The 19,578-nt window shown below is 60.2% G+C and carries 26 protein-coding genes and 1 tRNA gene; 8 read left to right on the top strand and 19 right to left on the bottom strand.

The features are described 5' to 3' along the window. A complete protein-coding gene (locus NKJ84_RS23685; protein ID WP_352508474.1) occupies positions 1–744 on the top strand; it encodes a DUF599 domain-containing protein in 744 nt (247 codons plus the stop codon). Here NKJ84_RS23685 and NKJ84_RS23680 read toward each other — a convergent pair. From NKJ84_RS23680 to NKJ84_RS23655, 6 genes are all read right to left on the bottom strand, one after another. Next, entirely contained in the window at positions 693–1,487 is a 795-nt protein-coding gene (locus NKJ84_RS23680; protein WP_352508473.1) for a YdcF family protein, read from the bottom strand. The two genes, NKJ84_RS23685 and NKJ84_RS23680, sit on opposite strands and share 52 nt — an antisense overlap. A gap of 28 nt (positions 1,488–1,515) precedes the next feature. Next, on the bottom strand, positions 1,516–3,081 hold the full coding sequence (locus NKJ84_RS23675) for an amidase (RefSeq protein ID WP_352508472.1): 1,566 nt from the start codon (positions 3,079–3,081) through the stop codon (positions 1,516–1,518). Next, positions 3,081–3,539 (bottom strand): GNAT family N-acetyltransferase, encoded by a 459-nt coding sequence (locus NKJ84_RS23670; protein ID WP_352508471.1) that lies wholly within the window; start codon positions 3,537–3,539, stop codon positions 3,081–3,083. The genes NKJ84_RS23675 and NKJ84_RS23670 overlap by 1 nt, the downstream gene beginning before the upstream one ends. A 7-nt stretch (positions 3,540–3,546) precedes the next feature. After that, entirely contained in the window at positions 3,547–3,834 is a 288-nt protein-coding gene (gatC, locus tag NKJ84_RS23665) for an Asp-tRNA(Asn)/Glu-tRNA(Gln) amidotransferase subunit GatC (RefSeq protein WP_352508470.1), read from the bottom strand. A 76-nt stretch (positions 3,835–3,910) separates the two neighbouring features. Then, complete coding sequence (locus NKJ84_RS23660; protein WP_352478939.1) at positions 3,911–4,327, bottom strand: hypothetical protein; 417 nt, start codon at positions 4,325–4,327, stop codon at positions 3,911–3,913. A 23-nt stretch (positions 4,328–4,350) separates the two neighbouring features. Continuing rightward, the gene (locus NKJ84_RS23655; protein ID WP_352508468.1) at positions 4,351–5,058 is read right to left on the bottom strand and encodes a metal-dependent hydrolase; all 708 of its coding nucleotides are present in this window, start codon (positions 5,056–5,058) and stop codon (positions 4,351–4,353) included. Between the two features lie 116 nt (positions 5,059–5,174). On the opposite strand from NKJ84_RS23655, the gene ruvX reads away from it, so the two are divergent. Next, the gene (gene ruvX / locus NKJ84_RS23650; protein ID WP_352508467.1) at positions 5,175–5,651 is read left to right on the top strand and encodes a Holliday junction resolvase RuvX; all 477 of its coding nucleotides are present in this window, start codon (positions 5,175–5,177) and stop codon (positions 5,649–5,651) included. Positions 5,652–5,927: 276 nt separating this feature from the next. On the opposite strand, the gene NKJ84_RS23645 is transcribed toward ruvX, so the two are convergent. The 8 genes from NKJ84_RS23645 to NKJ84_RS23610 form a co-directional block, all read right to left on the bottom strand. Next, the gene (locus NKJ84_RS23645) at positions 5,928–7,787 is read right to left on the bottom strand and encodes a hypothetical protein (RefSeq protein ID WP_352508466.1); all 1,860 of its coding nucleotides are present in this window, start codon (positions 7,785–7,787) and stop codon (positions 5,928–5,930) included. After that, positions 7,784–8,029 (bottom strand): hypothetical protein, encoded by a 246-nt coding sequence (locus tag NKJ84_RS23640; RefSeq protein ID WP_352508465.1) that lies wholly within the window; start codon positions 8,027–8,029, stop codon positions 7,784–7,786. Before NKJ84_RS23640 ends, NKJ84_RS23645 begins: the two co-directional genes overlap by 4 nt. Before the next feature lie 503 nt (positions 8,030–8,532). After that, the gene (locus NKJ84_RS23635; protein WP_352508464.1) at positions 8,533–8,853 is read right to left on the bottom strand and encodes a hypothetical protein; all 321 of its coding nucleotides are present in this window, start codon (positions 8,851–8,853) and stop codon (positions 8,533–8,535) included. Further along, complete coding sequence (locus NKJ84_RS23630) at positions 8,850–9,116, bottom strand: hypothetical protein (RefSeq protein WP_352508463.1); 267 nt, start codon at positions 9,114–9,116, stop codon at positions 8,850–8,852. Before NKJ84_RS23630 ends, NKJ84_RS23635 begins: the two co-directional genes overlap by 4 nt. Beyond that, complete coding sequence (locus tag NKJ84_RS23625; RefSeq protein WP_352508462.1) at positions 9,101–9,547, bottom strand: hypothetical protein; 447 nt, start codon at positions 9,545–9,547, stop codon at positions 9,101–9,103. The genes NKJ84_RS23630 and NKJ84_RS23625 overlap by 16 nt, the downstream gene beginning before the upstream one ends. A 5-nt stretch (positions 9,548–9,552) precedes the next feature. Continuing rightward, the gene (locus NKJ84_RS23620; RefSeq protein WP_352478942.1) at positions 9,553–9,864 is read right to left on the bottom strand and encodes a DUF6105 family protein; all 312 of its coding nucleotides are present in this window, start codon (positions 9,862–9,864) and stop codon (positions 9,553–9,555) included. Beyond that, positions 9,864–10,418, bottom strand: a complete 555-nt coding sequence (locus tag NKJ84_RS23615; RefSeq protein WP_254817337.1) for a hypothetical protein — start codon at positions 10,416–10,418, stop codon at positions 9,864–9,866. Before NKJ84_RS23615 ends, NKJ84_RS23620 begins: the two co-directional genes overlap by 1 nt. A 159-nt stretch (positions 10,419–10,577) precedes the next feature. Continuing rightward, on the bottom strand, positions 10,578–12,206 hold the full coding sequence (locus NKJ84_RS23610; protein ID WP_352508461.1) for a DNA alkylation response protein: 1,629 nt from the start codon (positions 12,204–12,206) through the stop codon (positions 10,578–10,580). Positions 12,207–12,361: 155 nt separating this feature from the next. Here NKJ84_RS23610 and NKJ84_RS23605 point away from each other — a divergent pair, with 155 nt between their 5' ends. Genes NKJ84_RS23605 through NKJ84_RS23585 form a run of 5 tightly spaced genes read left to right on the top strand, consistent with a single transcriptional unit; the run spans position 12,362 to position 16,817 of the window. Beyond that, positions 12,362–13,327 (top strand): aspartate carbamoyltransferase catalytic subunit, encoded by a 966-nt coding sequence (locus tag NKJ84_RS23605; RefSeq protein ID WP_352508460.1) that lies wholly within the window; start codon positions 12,362–12,364, stop codon positions 13,325–13,327. Beyond that, complete coding sequence (locus NKJ84_RS23600) at positions 13,324–14,610, top strand: dihydroorotase (protein WP_352508459.1); 1,287 nt, start codon at positions 13,324–13,326, stop codon at positions 14,608–14,610. Before NKJ84_RS23605 ends, NKJ84_RS23600 begins: the two co-directional genes overlap by 4 nt. 57 nt (positions 14,611–14,667) lie before the next feature. Beyond that, entirely contained in the window at positions 14,668–15,255 is a 588-nt protein-coding gene (plsY, locus tag NKJ84_RS23595; protein WP_352508458.1) for a glycerol-3-phosphate 1-O-acyltransferase PlsY, read from the top strand. Beyond that, positions 15,252–16,376, top strand: a complete 1,125-nt coding sequence (gene dprA / locus NKJ84_RS23590) for a DNA-processing protein DprA (RefSeq protein WP_352508457.1) — start codon at positions 15,252–15,254, stop codon at positions 16,374–16,376. The genes plsY and dprA overlap by 4 nt, the downstream gene beginning before the upstream one ends. A gap of 45 nt (positions 16,377–16,421) precedes the next feature. Further along, complete coding sequence (locus tag NKJ84_RS23585; protein ID WP_352508456.1) at positions 16,422–16,817, top strand: hypothetical protein; 396 nt, start codon at positions 16,422–16,424, stop codon at positions 16,815–16,817. 254 nt (positions 16,818–17,071) lie between these two features. Here the strand turns inward: NKJ84_RS23585 and NKJ84_RS23580 are convergent, their stop codons facing one another. The 5 genes from NKJ84_RS23580 to NKJ84_RS23560 form a co-directional block, all read right to left on the bottom strand. After that, positions 17,072–17,266, bottom strand: coding sequence for a hypothetical protein (locus NKJ84_RS23580; protein WP_352508455.1), 195 nt, complete (start codon positions 17,264–17,266; stop codon positions 17,072–17,074). Between the two features lie 3 nt (positions 17,267–17,269). Then, positions 17,270–17,515: a hypothetical protein gene (locus tag NKJ84_RS23575; RefSeq protein WP_352508454.1), complete on the bottom strand. Its 246-nt coding sequence runs from the start codon at positions 17,513–17,515 to the stop codon at positions 17,270–17,272. 118 nt (positions 17,516–17,633) lie between these two features. Next, a complete protein-coding gene (locus NKJ84_RS23570; protein ID WP_352508453.1) occupies positions 17,634–17,945 on the bottom strand; it encodes a hypothetical protein in 312 nt (103 codons plus the stop codon). A gap of 53 nt (positions 17,946–17,998) precedes the next feature. Beyond that, on the bottom strand, positions 17,999–18,634 hold the full coding sequence (locus NKJ84_RS23565) for a hypothetical protein (RefSeq protein WP_352508452.1): 636 nt from the start codon (positions 18,632–18,634) through the stop codon (positions 17,999–18,001). 72 nt (positions 18,635–18,706) lie between these two features. Continuing rightward, positions 18,707–18,782, bottom strand: a tRNA-Lys gene (locus NKJ84_RS23560). Between the two features lie 308 nt (positions 18,783–19,090). Here NKJ84_RS23560 and NKJ84_RS23555 point away from each other — a divergent pair. Next, positions 19,091–19,570 (top strand): BA14K family protein, encoded by a 480-nt coding sequence (locus NKJ84_RS23555; RefSeq protein ID WP_254817344.1) that lies wholly within the window; start codon positions 19,091–19,093, stop codon positions 19,568–19,570. Positions 19,571–19,578 lie beyond the last annotated feature (8 nt).

Below are 19,578 nucleotides of genomic sequence, written 5' to 3'. Positions count from 1 at the left end.
ATGAGCGATTCCTTTCATCTATCGATGGCCGACCTTGCGGCGCTGGGGTTCTTCCTTGCCGCGTGGGTGCTGCATACGCTCGCCGCGGACGGAATGCTGGTCAGCCGCGTCTCGCTGACGAGGGCGATGAACGCGCAGCGCGAGGCCTGGATGCGGACCATGGCCGAGCGCGAGATCCGCATCGTCGACACCGCCATCATGAGCGGCCTGCAGCAGGGAACCGCCTTCTTTGCCTCCAGTTCGCTGATTGCGATCGGCGGCTGTTTTGCTTTGCTCGGCGCCTCCGACCAGGTTCTGACCGTGCTGAGTGACCTGCCGCTTGGCGCCACGTCCTCACGCGCGGCGTTCCAGACGAAGGTGTTCGGCCTGGTGCTGATCCTGGCCTTTTCCTTCTTCAAGTTCGGCTGGGCTTACCGGCTGTTCAACTATTGCTCGATCCTGATCGGCGCCGTGCCGATTCCGCATGGCGAGGCGTCGCGCAATCCGGTCACCGAAACGGCAGTCTGGCGTGCGGCGCGCATGAACATGCTGGCCGGGAAGCATTTCAATTCGGGCCTGCGCGGCGTGTTCTTCTCGATTGGCTATCTTGGCTGGTTCGTCGATCCCGCCGTTTTCGTGCTTTCGACGCTGCTGCTGCTGGCGGTGCTGGTGCGCCGCCAGTTTTTCTCGGCGGCGCGGCAGGCGGTGCTCGGTCAGCCGCCCGGCCCGGGAAAAGGCCGATCGATGCGGCCCGACAGCCAGTAGGCGGTGAGCCCTATCCATTCGCGGATCGCAACAGTGGTGACCTCCAGCCAGTCGCCGGGATAGGGGAACGTGGCGATGCCTTCCCTACCGGAGGTGCGATAGTCGACTGGCCACGGAATGGTCGAAAAGCCGGCTTTGTCGAACAGCGCCTTGGCGCGTGGCATGCGGAAGGCCGAGGTCACCAGCAACCAGGTCTCGCCTGGTTTCGGCATCACCAGTTCCCTGGTAAAGACAGCGTTCTCGTAGGTGTTGCGGGATTTGCTCTCGAGGATCAGCCGATCGGCCGCCACGCCGAGAGCGGCAAAAAGACGCGGTGCGGTATCTGCATCGCCTTCGCCTCCGCGGAAGATTTCGATGCTGCCACCGGAGATAACGACTTTCGCTGTCGGAAACCGCCGCGCCAGCACGGCCGCCTCGACCATCCGGTCGCCACTGGAGTTCATTTCATAGCCGCCACGCACCAGATTGACGGCACCATCCAGACTGCCGCCAAGCACTATGATACCGTCGACCTTTTCCGGCAGCGGCGGCCTGGGGAAGCGCTCCTCCAGCGGATTTAGCATCATGGGGCCGAGCGGGCTCCATGTCGCAACAACAAGGATGAGGAAGGCAAGAGTGCTGCCAACGGCCGCCAATCGCCGCCGGCCGAACATCGCCGCGACCAGCCCCGCCAGCAGCAGGAAGATCGCGAGATTCAACGGCTGAACGAAGAACCAGAGAATCTTGGAGACATAGAAGAACATCCCTCACCCCCTCAGATGAGAAACGATCCTACCACCATTTATCCGGCTGAAATGTGCCGGCCGCCTGTTCGATGACATGGGCGGTCTGGAACAGCGTTTCCTCGTCGAAGGGCCGGCCGATCAGCTGCAGGCCGAGCGGCAGCCCCTTGGCGTCGAGCCCAGCCGGAACCGCTATGCCGGGCAGGCCGGCCATGTTCACTGTCACCGTAAAAATGTCGTTGAGATACATCTTGACCGGGTCGGCGGCCATGTCCTCGTCGGCGATGCCGAAGGCGGCGGAAGGCGTTGCCGGCGTCAGGATGACGTCGACGCCTGCGGCGAACACATTTTCGAAGTCGCGCTTGATCAGGGTTCGAACCTTCTGCGCCTGTAGATAGTAGGCATCGTAGTAGCCGGCGGAAAGCACATAGGTGCCGATCATGATGCGGCGCTTGACCTCGCGCCCGAAGCCGGCGGCGCGGGTCTTTTCATACATGTCGACAATGTCCTTGCCGGGCACGCGCAACCCATAGCGGACCCCGTCGTAACGGGCGAGGTTGGACGAGGCTTCGGCAGGCGCCACGATGTAATAGGCCGGCAGCGCGTATTTGGTGTGCGGCAGCGAGATATCGACGATCTCGGCGCCGGCATCCCGCAGCCAGGCAATGCCTTTCTGCCACAGCGCCTCGATCTCCGCGGGCATGCCGTCGACTCTATATTCCTTGGGGATGCCGACCTTCATGCCCTTGATCGGGCGGCCGATCGCCGCCTCGTAGTCCGGCACCGGCAGGTCGACGGACGTCGTGTCCTTCGGGTCGACCGAAGCCATCGACTTCAACAGGATCGCGGCATCGCGGACGTCGCGCGCGATCGGCCCGGCCTGGTCGAGCGACGAGGCGAACGCTACGATCCCCCAGCGCGAGCAGCGGCCATAGGTCGGCTTGATGCCGACTGTGCCAGTGAAGGCGGCGGGCTGGCGGATCGAGCCGCCGGTGTCGGTGGCGGTGGCGCCTGCGCACAGGAAGGCCGAGACGGCTGATGCCGATCCACCGGACGAACCGCCCGGCACCAGTTGGGCATTGTCCAACGTGCGCGCGGTCCTGGTGCCGCACGCCGAAACGAAGCCACCCTCGCCCTGATGTGTCGTCGGCATCACCACCGTGTCGAGGCGCGAACGCCGCCACGGGTTGATCACGGGCCCATAATACGAGGTCTCGTTGGACGAGCCCATGGCGAACTCGTCCATGTTGAGCTTGCCGAGCATGACGGCGCCATCCGCCCACAGATTGGCCGTGACCGTCGATTCGTAGCGCGGCATGAAGCCGTCTAGCACATGGCTGCAGGCCTGGGTGTGGACGCCTTCGGTGCCGAACAAATCCTTGATGCCGAGCGGGATACCCTCGAGCGACCCGCCCTCGCCCTTGGCCAATTTCGCGTCGGAGGCCTTGGCCATGTCGCGCGCCTTGTCGTCGGTGACCACGACATAGGCATTGAGCGCCGGATTGGCTCGCTCGATCGCCGATAGATAGGCCTCGGTGACTTCGGTGGCGGTGATCTCCCTGGAACGCAATTTGGCGCGGGCCTGCGAAATCGTCAGTTGGGTCAGGTCGGTCATCAGGCAAGGCTCTTTTCGTAAAATACCGACCACTCGGAATCGGGATAATCCAGTACCGGGCCGCAGCGGGAAAAACCGGCGCGTTCGTAGACGGTCCAGGCGGCGGGATGACGGTCCCCCGTCTCCAGCACCAGACGCTTAAGCCCTTCTTGGCGCGCCAGCGCCTCGATACGCTCGACAATCTTCGCGCCGATCTTGCGGCCGCGATGCGAAGGTCGCGTATACATTCGCTTGACCTCGCCGACCACAGCATCGTGGCGCTTCAGTGCGCCGCAAGCGATGGCAAGGCCGTCATCGCGGGCGATGAAAACGGTCGTGTCGCGATCCGCCATCTGCTCGACGGTCAAATGATAGCAATGCTCCGGCGGCGTCAGCTCCAGCAATGTGGCGTTCAGCTCTTCGACCAGCCCACGCACATCGTCCTGCAGCGGCGTCTCAGCGGCGATGTCGATTGCCATCGGCCTGCTACTCCACGACCTTCGGCACAAGGAAGAAATTCTCGTCGGTCGCTGGCGCGTTGGCGACGATGTCAGCTGCCTTGCCGCCGTCGGTGACGACGTCCTGGCGCTTTTTCATTGCCATCGGCGTGACCGAGGTCATCGGCTCGACGCTGGAAACATCGACCTCATTCAACTGCTCGACAAAGCCCAAAATGGCGTTCAATTCGCCGGTCATACGCTCTGCATCCTCCTCGCTCACCGCAATACGGGCAAGGTGCGCGACGCGCTTCACGGTTTTTATATCAACGGACATGTTTGTGCCTCGGGGAAAACCAGCGCTATAGCGGCGCAGCGCGTGCCGCGCAACATGCATCGTGCCGACAACTGCCCTATGGCATCGTGACGCCGTCGCAGAGGAAATAACTGCCGCCGTTACCGCTCTGCTCGCCTTCGTCGGCGGCAGGCCGTACCGATACCAGGTCGATCTGCTTCGGGCTCATCTGTGTCAGTGAGAGAACATCGGGAAAGACGTAGCCCGGCTCCTGGCATATAGCGGTCACCGCCCAGCTTGGTGAGCGTGTCGCTTTGGTGATCTGCAGGAATTCACAATTATATTCGATGCTTTCCAGCCCATTTGCCGACAGCACGATATTGCCGCCCTCGATCACCGTCTGCAGCGTATCCTTTTTGGCCTGCGCGCAGAGATCCTCCGATTGCAGATAGACCCCGTTGATGAAATCCTCGGCGGCCAGCGCCGGCGACGCGGCAACCAGCATGGAAATGCAAAGAGAGTTTCTCAGATCCATGTCGTCATTCCGGTTCGCTGTCGCTACAGCGTAATCGTCTCGCCGATCTTCGGCAACGCCACTTTCACACCCGATCCGTCCAGCCCGGCCACGAATTTGTCGGCGGTCTGATCTATCATCGGAAATGTGCCGAAGTGAGCGGGAACGACCGTCTCGAACTTGAAGAAACGCTGGCAGGCAAGGGCTGCCACCGCGCCGCCCATGGTGAAGCGATCGCCGATCGGCACGATGCCGATCTTCGGTTCATGCAACTCGTTGATCAGGGCCATGTCGGAAAAGATGTCGGTGTCGCCCATGTGATAAAGCGTCTTGTCCTCGGGGAAGTGCAGGACAAGCCCGCCCGGATTGCCGAGATAGGTATTCTGGCCGCCCTCGCCCGGAAACGACGATGAATGCAGAGCCTGAACGAAGGTGGTGGTGAAGCCGCTGCAATCGACCGTACCGCCGATATTGCCGGGATTGATCTGCTTGTTACCGACGCCCTTGCCGACCAGGTACATGCAAATCTCGAAATTGGCGACCAGCATCGCGCCGCTCTTCTTGAGCACTTCGATGGCGCCGCTGATGTGGTCGCTGTGGCCATGGGTGAGCAACACGTGCGTGACCCCTTCGGCCGGCCCTTCCCACCCACCCGTCCACGACGGATTACCGACCAGATAGGGGTCGATGAGGATTTTCGCGCCTTCGATTTCGATTCGGAATGCCGAATGTCCGTACCAGGTCAGTTTCATCAATGCTTTCCTCGATTTTTGCTTCGGTAGAGGATAGAACGCCGACGGCGAAATTAAAGTGCCGCGCACGCTTTGCGCGTATAGGACGTGCGGCGTCGCGGTCAAAGGAAAAGCCATTGGGCATCATCACCATCGAGGAGTTGCCGGCCCGGCTCGGCGGCGGCAAGACCCTGGCCGGTCTCGACCTCGGCGATAAGACGATCGGCGTGGCGGTTTCCGATCGCGGCTTGTCCTTCGCCCACCCGCGCGCTGTCATCATGCGCAGGAAATTCTCGCTCGATGCCGCAGTGCTGCTCGCTCTGCTACAGAAGGAAAATGCCGGCGCCGTGGTGATCGGCCTCCCCATCAATATGGACGGCTCGGAAGGCGCGCGCGCCCAAAAATCCCGCGCTTTCGTGCGCAATATGGCTGGATTGACCGATCTGCCCTTCGTCTTCTGGGACGAGAGGCTGTCGACGGTGGCGGCCGAGCGGACGTTGATCGAGATGGATTTTTCCCGCAAGAAACGCGCCGGCAAGATCGATTCGGCAGCTGCGGCCTTCATCCTACAGGGTGTTCTCGACCGGCTTCAGAGCCTGCTTGCAAACCCTTAACGCCAAGACCAATTGCTTCGCAGATCGCTAGTTTTTCACCACCCTTCGACACGCCAAGGATGGCCCGTATCTGTTCGTCGCGAATATGAACGAATTTTTCCGAAAGGACTTCGACGCGACTGAGGGCCGACAAGTTGTCAACTTGTCTGGAAGATTGCACCTGCCAATCTTGAAATGCCCTCTGTATTGATCTTCTGAAGCCGTCATCATCGCTTACCTGCCGCGGTGCGATTGGCGCAATCGGGAAAAGGCTCCTCCGTGCACATCAGTGGCCCGTCACGCTGCATCAACCCTTTCGAGCTTGGAAGCTTTAATCATTTCGCGCGCCAATTTTTTGGCTGTTTGTAGACCTTGCTTGTAATCGTCCGCCGCCATTGAAAGAGATTCGGGAGATGTTGCCCCTTCAAGATCGTCGGCCGACCAGTCGTCAGAAAGACGCTTGCTGATGGCGTAGCAAGTCACTTTCCCGACGCGAAACGCCGCTGATCGGCGTGCTGCACGGAGGCATTCCGATCGCACAACCTCGGGCTCCCCCGTGCCTACGAGTTCCCGTTCCAAATCGGCGGCCATACGTTCTATGATTGGGTACAGGCCATTGACAAAGAGCGTTTGAGATTCGCTGTAGTATCGTCCAGCACGGCCTTTTACGCCCTTGTCGGAAATCTCATCGGGGTCTAACAGGATCGTGATGGTGGGCACGCGCTCCAGCGCCTGCATCGCTTTGGAGGGCTTAGAACCGGCTGGTGCTTTGCGAACTTTTTCCTGCGTAGCACGTGCACCACTGCGGCCAGTCGGCTCATCGGGGCCGATGAATTCAGTGTTCCCAGGAAGATCTTGGTCGATATCTACGCGCTCGCTTGCGTCGCTACCCTCAAAGTGGCTTTCCATGTTCAACGCGCTAAAGTTTCTAGAAGGTTTGAACGCCACCGTAGGCACGCGAAACTCATCTAAAAGTTTTTGGAGGTCGGTTTGGATGTCATCCAGATTGTCATCGGATTCCGGTGACTCGGATCGAATGACATCTTTCACCCAATCCGGCATCAACTCCCGGACATAGTCGACAAAGTCTTCTGCGGTCAGTGGTGCACGGTCTTTGGGCCACATGAGCCCATCGCGATATTGGTTGGAAAGCGCCATCGTGTCAGGGATTTCGATTTCAACCGTAAGCACCTTCGAGCCAAACGGGATACCGAATTTCGGTGCTGCTGCTGACCAAGCTTTGCTGGTTTTGATGTCATAGCGTTCGCTCTTATGCACCACCGCGCAGAAGGTGGTGGACGAGGTTGCCGGATTGGCTCGAGCACTGAGCGAATGACTCGACATCGGGTGCTTCGGGTCGTGAATGTAATGGATAGTCAGGCCGGTGTCAGCGTCGTGGACGCGCTGGCTATTGGGCAGCTTATCGAGAACGTCCGCGAGTGGTCTGAGTTGCCGGTATTTGCCAGTTTCATCTTTGCCGCCTCCTTTGGTCATCGCGACGTCGATGCGAACTTCAACTCCCTCGGAGAAGGCGGCGAAGCGACGAAAGATGGTACTTGGTACATAGCTGCGATCGACAGATTTTCCTCTGCCCAAAGGTTCCGCGACGGTGTCATGATCCTCGCTTTCACCGAAAAGAATCACTTCGGTCCAGTCGTATTGCGTTTGTCTGCCTTCGGCGACAGCCGCCGCAGTGACGTCATAGACGGTATCGTAACTGCCGTCCGGCAGCATCGCAGGGAAGCGGACATATGTGCCTTCTTCCTTGTCGTAGCCGATGGTTATTTCGGACACTGAGCCGTTCTTGCATGAACGATATCTGATCCCGGCCTTAGACATCGTCAGTCCGGACACTTTGGCTCCGATCCCAAAATTGGCATCAAGAGCCATGTCCTTGCCGATCGATGAGGATAGGTCGGTCGCCCTCTTAAGCTCCGCACCGTCCATGCCAGGACCGGTATTCCAGAAGGCTAATTTGCGCACTCTATCGATCTCGACAGGATAAATCTCGATGCGCCGATTTCCGACCGGTGCCAGCGCCGCGCTTTCATCTGCGTTCTTGAAGAACTCTCGAATTAGGGTGCTGACAGGCGCCTGTTCAATCAGGCGATTAATAAGGAACCGTTTGTCGTTGATGTTAAGCGGTTCGGCTTTCACTGCGGTTGCCCCTTGAGCTTGAACTTGTTGAAAGTCTCACCTGTGGTGGAACTGAATTTTCGCTCTATTTCCGTCGTCGCGTCACGCAAGGCTTTGACGATCGTTTTAACATCAGCATCCGTGTATTCGTACGCTCGACTGTTCGAAAGATTGCCGATTTTCCTGATAGCGTCCAGCGCAAGCTGGGTACGCCCTTCCGCCAGTCTTACAAAATTTTCACGTTTCTCATTTTTTCCTGCCAAATCTTCCTCCGCATACATCCGATGAATATCAGATAGCCAAGACGCTCGGCAAAAGTCAAACATATTTTCATGAATTTCACGATGATATTCACATCATGAATTACGGAAAATGCTAAGTGGCGGAGATGCGTGACCCCTATCGCTTGGCGCGCCTTGGCATGCTGGAGAATTCCATATCGCGAAACACGGATTGCGATGTTTGTATTGTCGCACGTTGCTGCGTGCCCCGTCCGACCGGGATTCTTTGCTGAGAAAGCTAGCTTTGAAGCTTCTTGGCCAAATCTGTTGGTATCAAGAGAGCTCCATCAGGGCCGAGATCGACATACTCCATCAGATTCGCACGGCTAAAAATCTTCCAGATTTTTTGGCTTGCGCGTGCGAAAATGGCCTCTAGTCTAGAAAAAGGAGCATTCGACACTGCCGTTGAAGGGCCCGAAAGCCTAGCTCTCCCGGCCACGCGCCCTCATTGAAGAGGCGGTGAACGAAGAAGTCGCGTTTCGATTTCACCCATTGAGGTATGCGATACCTGCATGTGCCACCCCATGCTTCGACAAGGTCGTGATAAGATTTCCTAGGGTCGAGCTTTGAAGCTGGTCTCGCTTCTGGATCAGTTCCCACGCGGCGCTATCGGCTCCGAGGAGCTTCGACACCTTAATCCGGCCACAAATCGACATCGCATTGATGATGGCATCCTCCATCAGAGAGAGATGCACGAACGTGGAACCAATTTGGTAGCAATAGTGAATTCGTTCGGCGTTGATGTCCTCTTCCTGCGCAACAATCGTGCGAAAGCCTTGAGCATCAAGTGGTGCCCTTTTGCTCATGAGCGTCGAGCTATCTCCTCCAGGTTCAGCCCACTGGCCGCGAAATGTGCCTTGAGCACTTTGCGGTACTCCTGGCTCGTGCCGTCAATTGCTTCAGCTAGATCGATCTCAGTAACCTCGAATTTATCGGGAATTGAGAAAAGCAGTTCGTGGCCGATGACGCAGTCAACGACATAGTCGTAGCCAACACTGTGATCTTCGTGATGTTCGACAGCGCACAGACCAAAATGTTTGTTTATGAGTGGATTTATATTCTTGTACAAGAACTTAGCGCGAGCCTACGAAGGTCCACGTTCTCGCCAGGCGAGCAAAAATGCTGGATAGCATTGCGCGCTTTGCGCAACTTTTCAAAGCTATCCAAGTCGGGAAGGCGTTCGCCGGTAGCTACCCAGAGCAGTTTTGCAAGATGTTCAAAATTGTAGGTCTTTCCCTTCTCGATGATATGTTCGATTTTTAAATCTTGATTGACCGGGTCGTCGAGTTGAAATAGGTCGCGAAATATTAGGAGCGGATGCTCCTTTGCTACGATCGCTTTGATGAACAATTCGCCGGCCATGGCGGCGTTTAGAACAGACATATCGGTCCAGTGATCCATGCCAGGATCGTAATAAACCGCATGTTGATTAGCTTGGGTTAGCGCCCCAATCGCTACGTCGAGGATTCGAGCGGGTATATTTTTCAAAGCCTCATGCATATGCTTCAGGTGCTCGGCGTCGATGCCTGGTCGAAATAGCGGTTGCGCATCGCCGTGATCCAGCCACCAATTGCCTTGCGGCGGCGAAATGCCCAGAACCCCGTCAGCAGCAGCCCATCGAACACGCAAGCTTTCGCCACCATGCCCGGAATGAGTGCCGGATCGACGCCGAGCATCTGTCCATAGAGCTGGAAGACGAGATCGTGCAATTGACGGCTCAGCATGACGTAGCCGAAATTGATGTCGTTGAGCGACAGAAAGAACCAGCCCCAAAACAAGAGGAGCGGAGCCGCCCAAAGCGCGAACAAGGTGCGCATCAGCGGTCGTCCCTCGAATCCAGCCGGCCGGAAATGCGGGCAAGCGAGGAATTATGCGCCGCTGCCTTGGCCATGACATGCGCGGCCGCTCGGATGTCGCCGGTCCCTGGAACTGCCGCGGCAACGGCCGACCGCCGCTCGGCGAGCATCGCGACATAGGACGCCAGAAGTGCCGCCAATTGCACCGCAACAACCATGAACAGCCCATTGATGCCTTGCGCGGCGCCGCCGATGACTATCAGCGACAGCACGCCCAAGGCGGAGATGAAGGCGATCCGCACGACGCTGTCGGCAGGATCCGGGTTGGTCGCGTGGCTGGTCAGTGCTTCAACAAAGGCCCAGCAGAACAACACCGCGACGACAAGCAGTGCCACGGCGAGCGGTGCCACGACGACGGCGTTTTCGAGATCGGCAAATCGAGTGTTCTGGACGGGAACGCCCAGTACGCCAAGGGCCGTCGCCACGCCTCGATTCCCGTCGATGCAGATGAACGCCAGCAGGGCGAAAACGGCCGCCCAATGCAATGCCAGAAAAGAGCTCAGAATATGCCGCATGACGCTCCCGCTTCGCAGGGCAAAGCCGCTCAAGCTGAACAGTCCTTGCCTTAACCATAACATTGGGCTTTGCCACCGGCCGCCGCAACGGAAACCATTCGTTAAGGTTAACGGCCATCCACAGGGGCGCGAGAGCGGCAGCGAGTTTGGCGACGGCACCTAGTTGATCGGCGGGTAGAGCGTATCGATGATCATGCGGGCATCATGGCGCGAATCGATCATGCCATAGGTATTGCGCCACTGGCCGGCGAGGCGCGTTTCCACGAAGGCGTCGGCGATCCGCCCTGCCCCCAGCCTGCGAAGCTCTGCCGCCGCCGCCGACAATGCCAATTGCTCGGTCAACAGCCGCGCCGAGCCCTCGTCGGTTGCTGCGACCTGCATTGCCGCCTTGAGCACGCCGACGGTGCCGCGTCCGCCGGCGCCTAGATCGCGGTCGATGCCGGCCAGCACGTCGTCGAACAGGCCCGGCGCGCGGCCGAGCACGCGCAACACGTCGAGCGCCATGACGTTGCCTGAACCTTCCCAGATCGCGTTGACCGGAGCTTCGCGATAGTAGCGGGCGAGCGGCCCCTCCTCGACATAGCCATTGCCGCCGAGGCACTCCATCGCTTCATAGAGCAGCGGCGGCGCAATCTTGCAGACCCAGTATTTGACGACAGGCGTCATGGCGCGGGCGAAGGCCGCCTCGCCGCGGTCGCCGGCCGCCTCGTCGAAGGAGCGCGCCAGCCGGAACGACAGCGCGGTAGCGGCGGCAACGTCGAGCGCCATATCGGCCAACACACGCTGCATCAGCGGCTGCTCGATCAGATTGGTTCCAAACACCTTGCGGTGGCGCGTGTGGTGGACAGCCTCGGCCAGTCCGGCCCGCATGATCGCCGACGAGGCGACAGCGCAGTCGAGCCGCGTCAGGGTCACCATATCCATGATCGTCTTCACGCCGGCGCCGGGCTCGCCGACCATCTCGCCGATGGCACTGACGAATTCCACCTCCGACGAGGCATTGGAGCGGTTGCCGAGCTTGTCCTTCAGCCGTTGAAAACGGAAGCCGTTACCGGATCCGTCGCCGAGCAAGCGGGGCACGAGAAAGCACGACAGTCCCTCCGGCACCTGTCCGAGCACCAGGAAGGCATCCGACATCGGCGCCGACATGAACCATTTGTGGCCGGTCAGGCGATAAAACCCGCTGCCGGCGCGCTCCGCCTTGGTGACGTTGGAGCGGACATCGGTGCCGCCTTGCTTCTCGGTCATGCCCATGCCGAGTGTCAGCCCTGCTTTTTCGACCGGCGGCTTTTGGCTTTGATCGTACTTGCGCGTCGTCACCCGCGGCGCCCATTCGCGAAACAGCTTCGGGCTGGCCATCAGCGCTGCCAGCGAAGCGCTGGTCATGGTGATCGGGCAGAGATGCCCGGTCTCGAGCTCAGCCGTGAGATAAAAGCGCGCGGCGCGCACCTGGTGGCGACGGCCGATCTCGGCGTCGCCATTCTCCCAAACCGACGAATGCAGCCCGTTGGCAACAGAGCGGCGCATGAGCGCGTGATAGGCGGGATGGAACTCGACCTGGTCGATGCGCCGGCCCTGGCGATCATGGGTCCTGAGCTTCGGCGTCTCGACATTGGCAAGACGAGCCAGTTCCTGCGCTTCATGGGTCAGAACGAAACGGCCAAGCCCGTCGAGGTCCTTACGCACCGGATCGGAAAAGCGCTCGGCAAGCTGGATCAGCAACGGATCGCCCCGCCAGGCGTTGCCGCCGGCCAGCGGCGGCGGCTGGTTGGTCACGTCGTCAGTCACGCTTCGTCCTTATCACCTGAAGGCTGCGAATCCAAAGCCAAGGCGGTTTATAGCCTATGGCCAGCGGCGCGCGACGAAAATCCCGGGGAGAACCGATCCAATCCCAAGCCGATGCTTGCAGCCGCGGAGCCTCCCCCCTATAGCAGCGACTTGAGATGACCGACGCATCGTCCCTGCCACTTTATCCCCACCGCCATCTTCTGGGCATCCGCGATCTTTCCCCCGCCGACATAGAGCTTCTGCTCGACCGGGCGGACCGGGCCGTTGCCATCTCGCGGCAATCGGACAAGAAGACATCGACGCTGCGCGGCCGCACCCAGATCAATCTGTTCTACGAAGCCTCGACCCGTACGCAATCGTCGTTCGAGCTGGCCGGCAAACGGCTCGGCGCCGACGTCATGAACATGTCCGTAGCGAGCTCTTCGGTGAAAAAGGGCGAGACGCTGATCGATACTGCGATGACGCTGAATGCCATGCGTCCCGACATATTGATCATCCGCCATCAATCGGCCGGCGCGGCAGCACTTCTTGCCCAAAAAGTCGGCTGCTCGGTGGTCAATGCCGGCGACGGCGCCCATGAGCATCCTACCCAGGCGCTGCTCGACGCACTGACCATCCGCCGCGCCAAGGGTCCGCTGTCGAAGCTGATCGTGGCGATCTGCGGCGACATCCTGCATTCGCGCGTGGCCCGCTCCAATATCATCCTGCTCAACGCGCTTGGTGCCCAGGTCAGGGTCGTCGCCCCTTCGACGCTTTTGCCCGCCGGCATCGAGAAGATGGGCGTCATCGTCACCCGTTCCATGGCCGAGGGTCTGAAGGACGCCGACGTGGTAATGATGCTGCGCCTGCAGCGCGAACGTATGGAAGGCGCCTTCGTACCGTCGGTACGCGAATATTTCCGCTATTTCGGCCTCGACGCCGAGAAGCTGAAGGCGGCCAAGGACGGTGCGCTGGTTATGCATCCCGGCCCGATGAACCGCGGCGTCGAGATCGCCTCGGAGATCGCCGACGGCCCGCAAAGCGTTATCCAGGAACAGGTTGAGATGGGCGTCGCCGTACGCATGGCGGTGATGGAAGCGCTGCTCGACCCGCGTCGAAACGACGAGGGTCGGGGCCGATGAGCATAACGGTCTTCAGCCGCGCCCGCATCGTCGACCCATCGCGCGGCATCGACGAGATCGGCACCGTCATCGTCGAAGGGCGCAAAATTGTTGCCGCTGGCAAGGCGGCCTTGAACCAGGGCGCGCCCGAAGCCGCCACGATCATCGAGTGCGCCGGCAAGGCGATCATCCCCGGCCTGATCGATGCGCGTGTCTTCATCGGCGAACCGGGCGGCGAACACCGGGAGACCATCGCCTCGGCCAGCGTGGCGGCAGCGGCCGGCGGCGTAACCTCGATTGTGATGATGCCCGATACCGACCCGGTGATCGACAATGTGGCGCTGGTCGAATTCGTGCTGCGCACCGCCAAGGATACAGCCATCGTCAACATCTTTCCGGCAGCGGCGATCACCAAGGGGCTGGAAGGCCGCGAGATGACCGAATTCGGCCTGCTGCGGGAGGCCGGCGCGGTCGCCTTCACCGACGGCAGGCATTCTGTTGCCAGCGCGCTGGTGATGCGCCGGGCGCTGACCTATGCGCGCGATTTCGGTGGCGTGATCGCCCACGAAACCCAGGATGCCGATCTCGCCTCGTCAGGCGTGATGAATGAAGGCCTATATGCAAGTTGGCTCGGCCTTGCCGGTATTCCGCGCGAGGCCGAATCCATCCCCCTGGAGCGCGATCTGGCGCTGGCGCGGCTGACGGGCGGCGCCTATCACGCGGCCAAGATCTCGACGGCGATGGCGGCAAACGGGGTGGCGCGCGCAAAAGCCGATGGCGCCAACGTCACATCAGGCGTGTCGATCCACAATCTGTCGCTCAACGAGAACGATGTCGGCGAGTACCGCACCTTCTTCCGGCTGACGCCGCCGCTGCGCGCCGAGGAAGACCGGCTGGCGATGATCGAAGCGATCAAGGACGGCACCATCGACCTCATCGTCTCCTCGCACGACCCGCAGGACGTCGACACCAAGCGCCTGCCCTTTGCCGATGCTGCGGCCGGCGCCATCGGGCTGGAAACGCTGTTAGGCGCAGCGCTGCGGCTCTATCACAATGGCGACGTGATGCTGCTGCGGCTGATCGAGACACTGTCGACCGCGCCGGCAAGATTGTTCAGCCTGCCCGGCGGCACGCTGAAACCGGGGGCATTGGCCGACCTTGCGCTCGTCGATCTGGACGAGCCATGGGTCGTTACCGAGAGCGGCATCCGCTCACGCTCGAAAAACACCTGTTTCGAAGGCGCGCGACTGCAAGGCAAGGTCTTGCAAACGATGGTGGCGGGCCGCACAGTGTTTTCGGCCTAGGACGAAGCGGGTGTCACGTCTTCAAATTCGCTCAGCCAAGGAAAGTTCGGGGGAACAATGGTTTACAGTCCCGTCTTGGCATTGGTGTTCGGCTATCTTCTCGGCTCGATCCCGTTTGGCCTGCTGATCACCCGTGCCGCCGGCCTCGGCGACGTGCGCAACATCGGCTCCGGCAACATCGGCGCCACCAATGTGCTGCGCACCGGCAACAAGGGCTTGGCCGCGGCCACGCTGCTGCTCGATGCGCTGAAGGGCACCGCGGCGGTGTTGATCGCAGGCCGCTTTGCACCCGAGCTCGGACTTTGGGCCGGATTCGGCGCGTTTTCAGGTCATCTTTTTCCGGTCTGGCTCGGCTTCAAGGGGGGCAAGGGTGTCGCCACTTACCTTGGCGTGCTGATCGGCCTTGCCTGGCAAGTGGCGCTGATCTTCGCCGTCGTCTGGCTGGCGGTGGCCTTCCTGTTCCGCTTCTCCTCGCTTGCGGCACTGACGGCAGCGGTCGTCGTGCCAGTTGCCCTGTATTTCCTGAGCACCCAGCAGATTGCCGGGCTTTTCGCGGCGATGAGCCTCATCGTCATCGTAAAGCACCGCGCCAACATTGTGCGGCTGCTTGCCGGCACCGAGGGTAAGATCGGGGCCAAGGAGTGAGCGAGCCCGACTCCGGGCCGCGCCTCAGCGACCGGCAGCGGCTGAGCTGGCTTCGTCTGATCCGCACGCCGAATGTCGGCCCGGCTTCCTTTCGCGACCTGATCAACCGGTTCGGTTCGGCCGAAGCAGCATTATCGATGCTGCCCGAGCTGATGATTTCGGGTGGCGCCAAAAAAATCGTCCGCATCCCGTCCATTGCCGAGGTCGAGGCGGAGCTGGAGACGGCCCGGCGGGCCGGCGCCCGCTTCGTCGGCATCGGCGAGGCGGATTATCCGCCGCTGATGAAAAGCATGGATCATCCGCCGCCGCTGCTCGCGGTCAGGGGCAACAGCGCGGTGTTCCGCTTGCCAGCGGTCGCTATCGTCGGCGCTCGCAACGCATCGCTGGCAGGCATCAAGATGGCGCGGATGCTGGCGGCGGATCTCGGCCGCGACGGCTATGGCATTGTTTCCGGCCTGGCGCGCGGCATCGATACGGCCGCGCACCGGGGCAGCCTTTCGACCGGCACGATCGGCGTGCTCGCCGGCGGCCTCGATTTGCCCTACCCGCCCGAAAATGCCGGCCTGTGCGACGAGATCGCCGAGGGTGGCGGCGCCATCATTTCCGAAATGCCGTTTGGCTGGCAGCCGCGCGCACAGGACTTTCCGCGCCGCAACCGGCTCGTCGCCGGTGCTGCATTGGGATTGGTAGTGGTCGAGGCCGCACAGCGCTCCGGCTCGCTGATCAGCGCCCGCCTCGCCGGCGAGATGGGGCGGCTGGTTTTCGCCGTTCCCGGTTCACCGCTCGATCCGCGCGCCGCCGGCGCCAATGGCCTGCTCAAGGACGGCGCCACCCTTGTGACCGAGGCCGCCGATATCACCAGTGCCATAGCGCCGCTGGTCGGCGGCTGGTCGCCAAGGACATCGCCGCTTGAAGAGCCGCCCGACTTTTCGGCAACACCGCCGCCGCGCGAGGACGATCGCGACCGCGTCGTCGAAGCGCTCGGCCCGACGCCGGTATCAGTGGACGAGATCATCCGCCACACCGGCCTGCATCCCGCCCAAGTGTTCATGGTGCTGCTGGAGCTCGACCTCGCCGCCCGGCTCGAACGCCATGCCGGCGGCAACGTCTCACTGATTTGACCCAGAACTTGCGCATGTCCCGGCAAGCAATTCCGACGTGATCCGATGGCCGATCCGAGCAACAAACCAAAGCAGACGCTGTTCACTCGTATGACGGCCCTTGTCTGGTCAGCTCTGAGCGTCATGCTGGCGCTGCAATGGTCGATGGATCTCGGCATGTCGGGTTTTCCCGACGGCTACATAACGCCCTTTGCAAGAGCGACCAGCACGCTTCTGGGCCTTCTGACGGCAGCCTGCATGGCCCAGGGTCTCTACTTTTTCCTGGCCGGCGCGTTCGGCAGGAAGGTAAGCGCCGTCGTTCTTTTCCTGCAAATCCTTGCCGCGGCGGTTCTTACCGTGGCGCCAGTGCTTATCGTGAAGGATTGTCCGGGTTCTCAGGTGTGCAGCAGAGCCTATGAGGCGCTCACCGGCACGATGATGGACGATGGCGCGGGCGGCTAACGCCACTGCATGCGTTCGGCACGAGGCTGTCACCCATGTCGTAGGTACAAACTGTTACCCATGTCTCCGGGCCGTACACAAAATCACCTATGATGACGACGTGAAGGGCTTTGGCATCCGCGTCAGCAAGGCCGGTGCCCGTGCCTTCATCCTGAACTACCGGACTCGCTCGTCGATACACGATCGGCTCTTTCCCTGACTGGAAGTGCGGCGCGGCCCGTGAGGAAGCGAAGCACCTCTAGAACGACGCAAGGTCAGCGAGTATTCAACCCTCGCCGACGAATTTCTTCTCGGTATGTCTCTAGGACCCTATCAGCCCAAGAATTAGGGGGATCCAAAAGAACCGGGAATTTCTTCGCAAGGCCGCCGTATGTCGAAACTAATTCCGTGTCTGTCATAAGGGGGATTTTTTCCAGCACGTCGGCAAATTGGTCATCGAGTTCGGTCATTGTCTACCGCCGTTCCAGTTCACTAACTCTGGCCTCCAGCGAAGCGATTTGCTGCGCCAGTTCCCGGAGCAATTTCTGCTGATTGTTGTGGTTCTCGACCTCCCGGTCGTTGATAAAGTTGACGCAGGCCACCAAGCGCTCGCTTACGGCATTGATGTGATCGGCGAGATCGAAGCCGTACATCGTCGCGCCTCGTTTACACGTGCCTTCATCCATGAGGCCGCTTCCGGCTGGCAAAGCGGTCATCATCAGGATTATTCCCGAAAGTAGAAGCGTTAGCCGGCACATCTCAAATCTCCCCGCATTGAGCGCGCGAGCTTTGTCCCTTGTTGAGGAAAACGCAAGCTCGCCGGCCAGTGCAGTGACCTTAATCCACCATGTCACGCAACGGCTTTTTGCGCTTGGGCGGCCTGTACTTCTCGACCGGCTTGACCTTCCCGAGATCGACCGTCACCAGCGGTCCCAGGTCGATTGTCACCTTGCCGCCTTCCTCGTCTATGCGCGTGACCTCGCCCATCAGCTCGATCTGCTGACCCCGCTTGACCTTGGATTTGCTGTCCACGATCGAATGCGGGAAGTTGTAGGAGGGGATTGAGACGCTGATACGGTCGTCGGTGACCCGCCTGCGTACCGTGGCCGTGATCGCAACCACGTCACCGATGCCAATGCCCCGCGCCATGTACGGGAGTCTGGGGCGGCCGGTGCCTTAATCAAGATTTTGCTAATATAGACTCAGACTGCAAGCTTCGTGCGTTTCCTCCTCTCTACTGCCCCGATTTGGCGAATTTGGCCCGCTGCCTCACGGTGGCGGGCTTCTGACTTAGCCTGTTTGCTCACGGGCTCTGAACTGACTTCCGACGCTTTGAGGGCCAAGTCTGTCATTGCCCTTCCCCAGCGGATAGCGTCTTGCATTTCCTCGATCGAGGTGACTTCAACGGCCAAGCCGTCACCTTCCCTTTCGTAGCGCAGAAACACAATCCAGTTCGGTCTGCTGTTAAGGTGACCTGCACAATTCGAATGAGCGATTCGATTTCGCACCTTTGACCGCAATTCATACTGCCGCTTGTGTTTCTTCATGCTACGCGCCGCGGCCTCGCCGCCTGGTTGTGATCTTAGCTTTCGATAAATCTCATTAAACCGCTTTGGTGTAGAGAGCTGCTGAACAAAGTCGGCACCGTCCACCGGGTGCATATTGAGTATCTTCGCGACCATCAGGCCCATTGCGCCGTCTAACTTGGCCCAGACCAGGATGACATCCAACATGACCTCGCGGTGTCGAGCGGTCAGTTGATTTAGCGCTATGTCATTCAAGGCAATGTTGATGGGCGTCATAGTCTGGCCTTTCATTTGGCGCATCTGTTCGGACATAGTGCGGACACCAACTTCCGCGGACACAAAAACCCGCCCTCACCTCTCGCAACCTGTTGAAAACTGTGGATTTGGTGAGCGCGATGGGATTCGAACCCATGACCTACTGATTAAAAGTCAGTTGCTCTACCGGCTGAGCTACGCGCTCCCGCGGGCTCAGAAAGGCCGCCCTCGAAATTGCGCGGAACATAGGGAGAGTGCCTCTGCCGGTCAACCGGAAAAAGACGGCTCCCAAACCGGACTTTCCTGTCGCGTCATCATGCCGTGCGGTGCGCTTCGGCGTTGACGGAATTGCCTCCGTCTCGCGCAAGTCCGAAGCTCGCGCTTTGCGGGACAAGCGCAAGCAGCGAATCGAGAGAACCTTTGCAGATCAGCAACTTGGGATTCTTAGCGGAACAATTTGCGCAGCCTGCCCGTTTTTCCGCGACAAGGGACACGCGTTTCAAGGAGAAGATCATGAATAGAATCATGTCGGGCCTGCTGGCGACCACCCTTTCGATCTCATTCGCTGCCGCGGAGATCGTGCCAGTCAACGCTCAGCCCAGCTATGCGCCCCCTGCCCAAGGGCTCACCTCGAATGTCCAGACCGTTCAGTACGAGCCGTGGCGGAGGCACCGGAATTTCAATCGCGATTTCTCGCGTCGCGATTTCTCCCGGCGCAGTTTTGCGCGTGACGACGGCATGTATTGGCGTGGCCATCGCGGCTATCGCGAATATCGTCGCGGCTATCGCCGCCATGGCGACTACTGGTTCCCGCTGGCCGCTTTCGCCACCGGTGCGCTGATTACCGGCGCTATCATCAACAACCAGAATCGAGTCTATCGCGGCGATGCCCATGTGCAGTGGTGCTATGACCATTACCGGAGCTATCGTGCCTCTGACAACACCTACCAGCCCAATTACGGTCCGCGCCGGCAGTGCCGGTCGCCTTACTGAGTCGTGAT

Origin of the sequence: Mesorhizobium sp. M0048 (assembly GCF_040323405.1) — a bacterium.
In the GTDB taxonomy this organism is placed as follows: domain Bacteria; phylum Pseudomonadota; class Alphaproteobacteria; order Rhizobiales; family Rhizobiaceae; genus Mesorhizobium.
The sequence above is the reverse complement of the archived record's forward strand: the minus strand, read 5'-3'. Positions and strand labels throughout refer to the sequence as shown.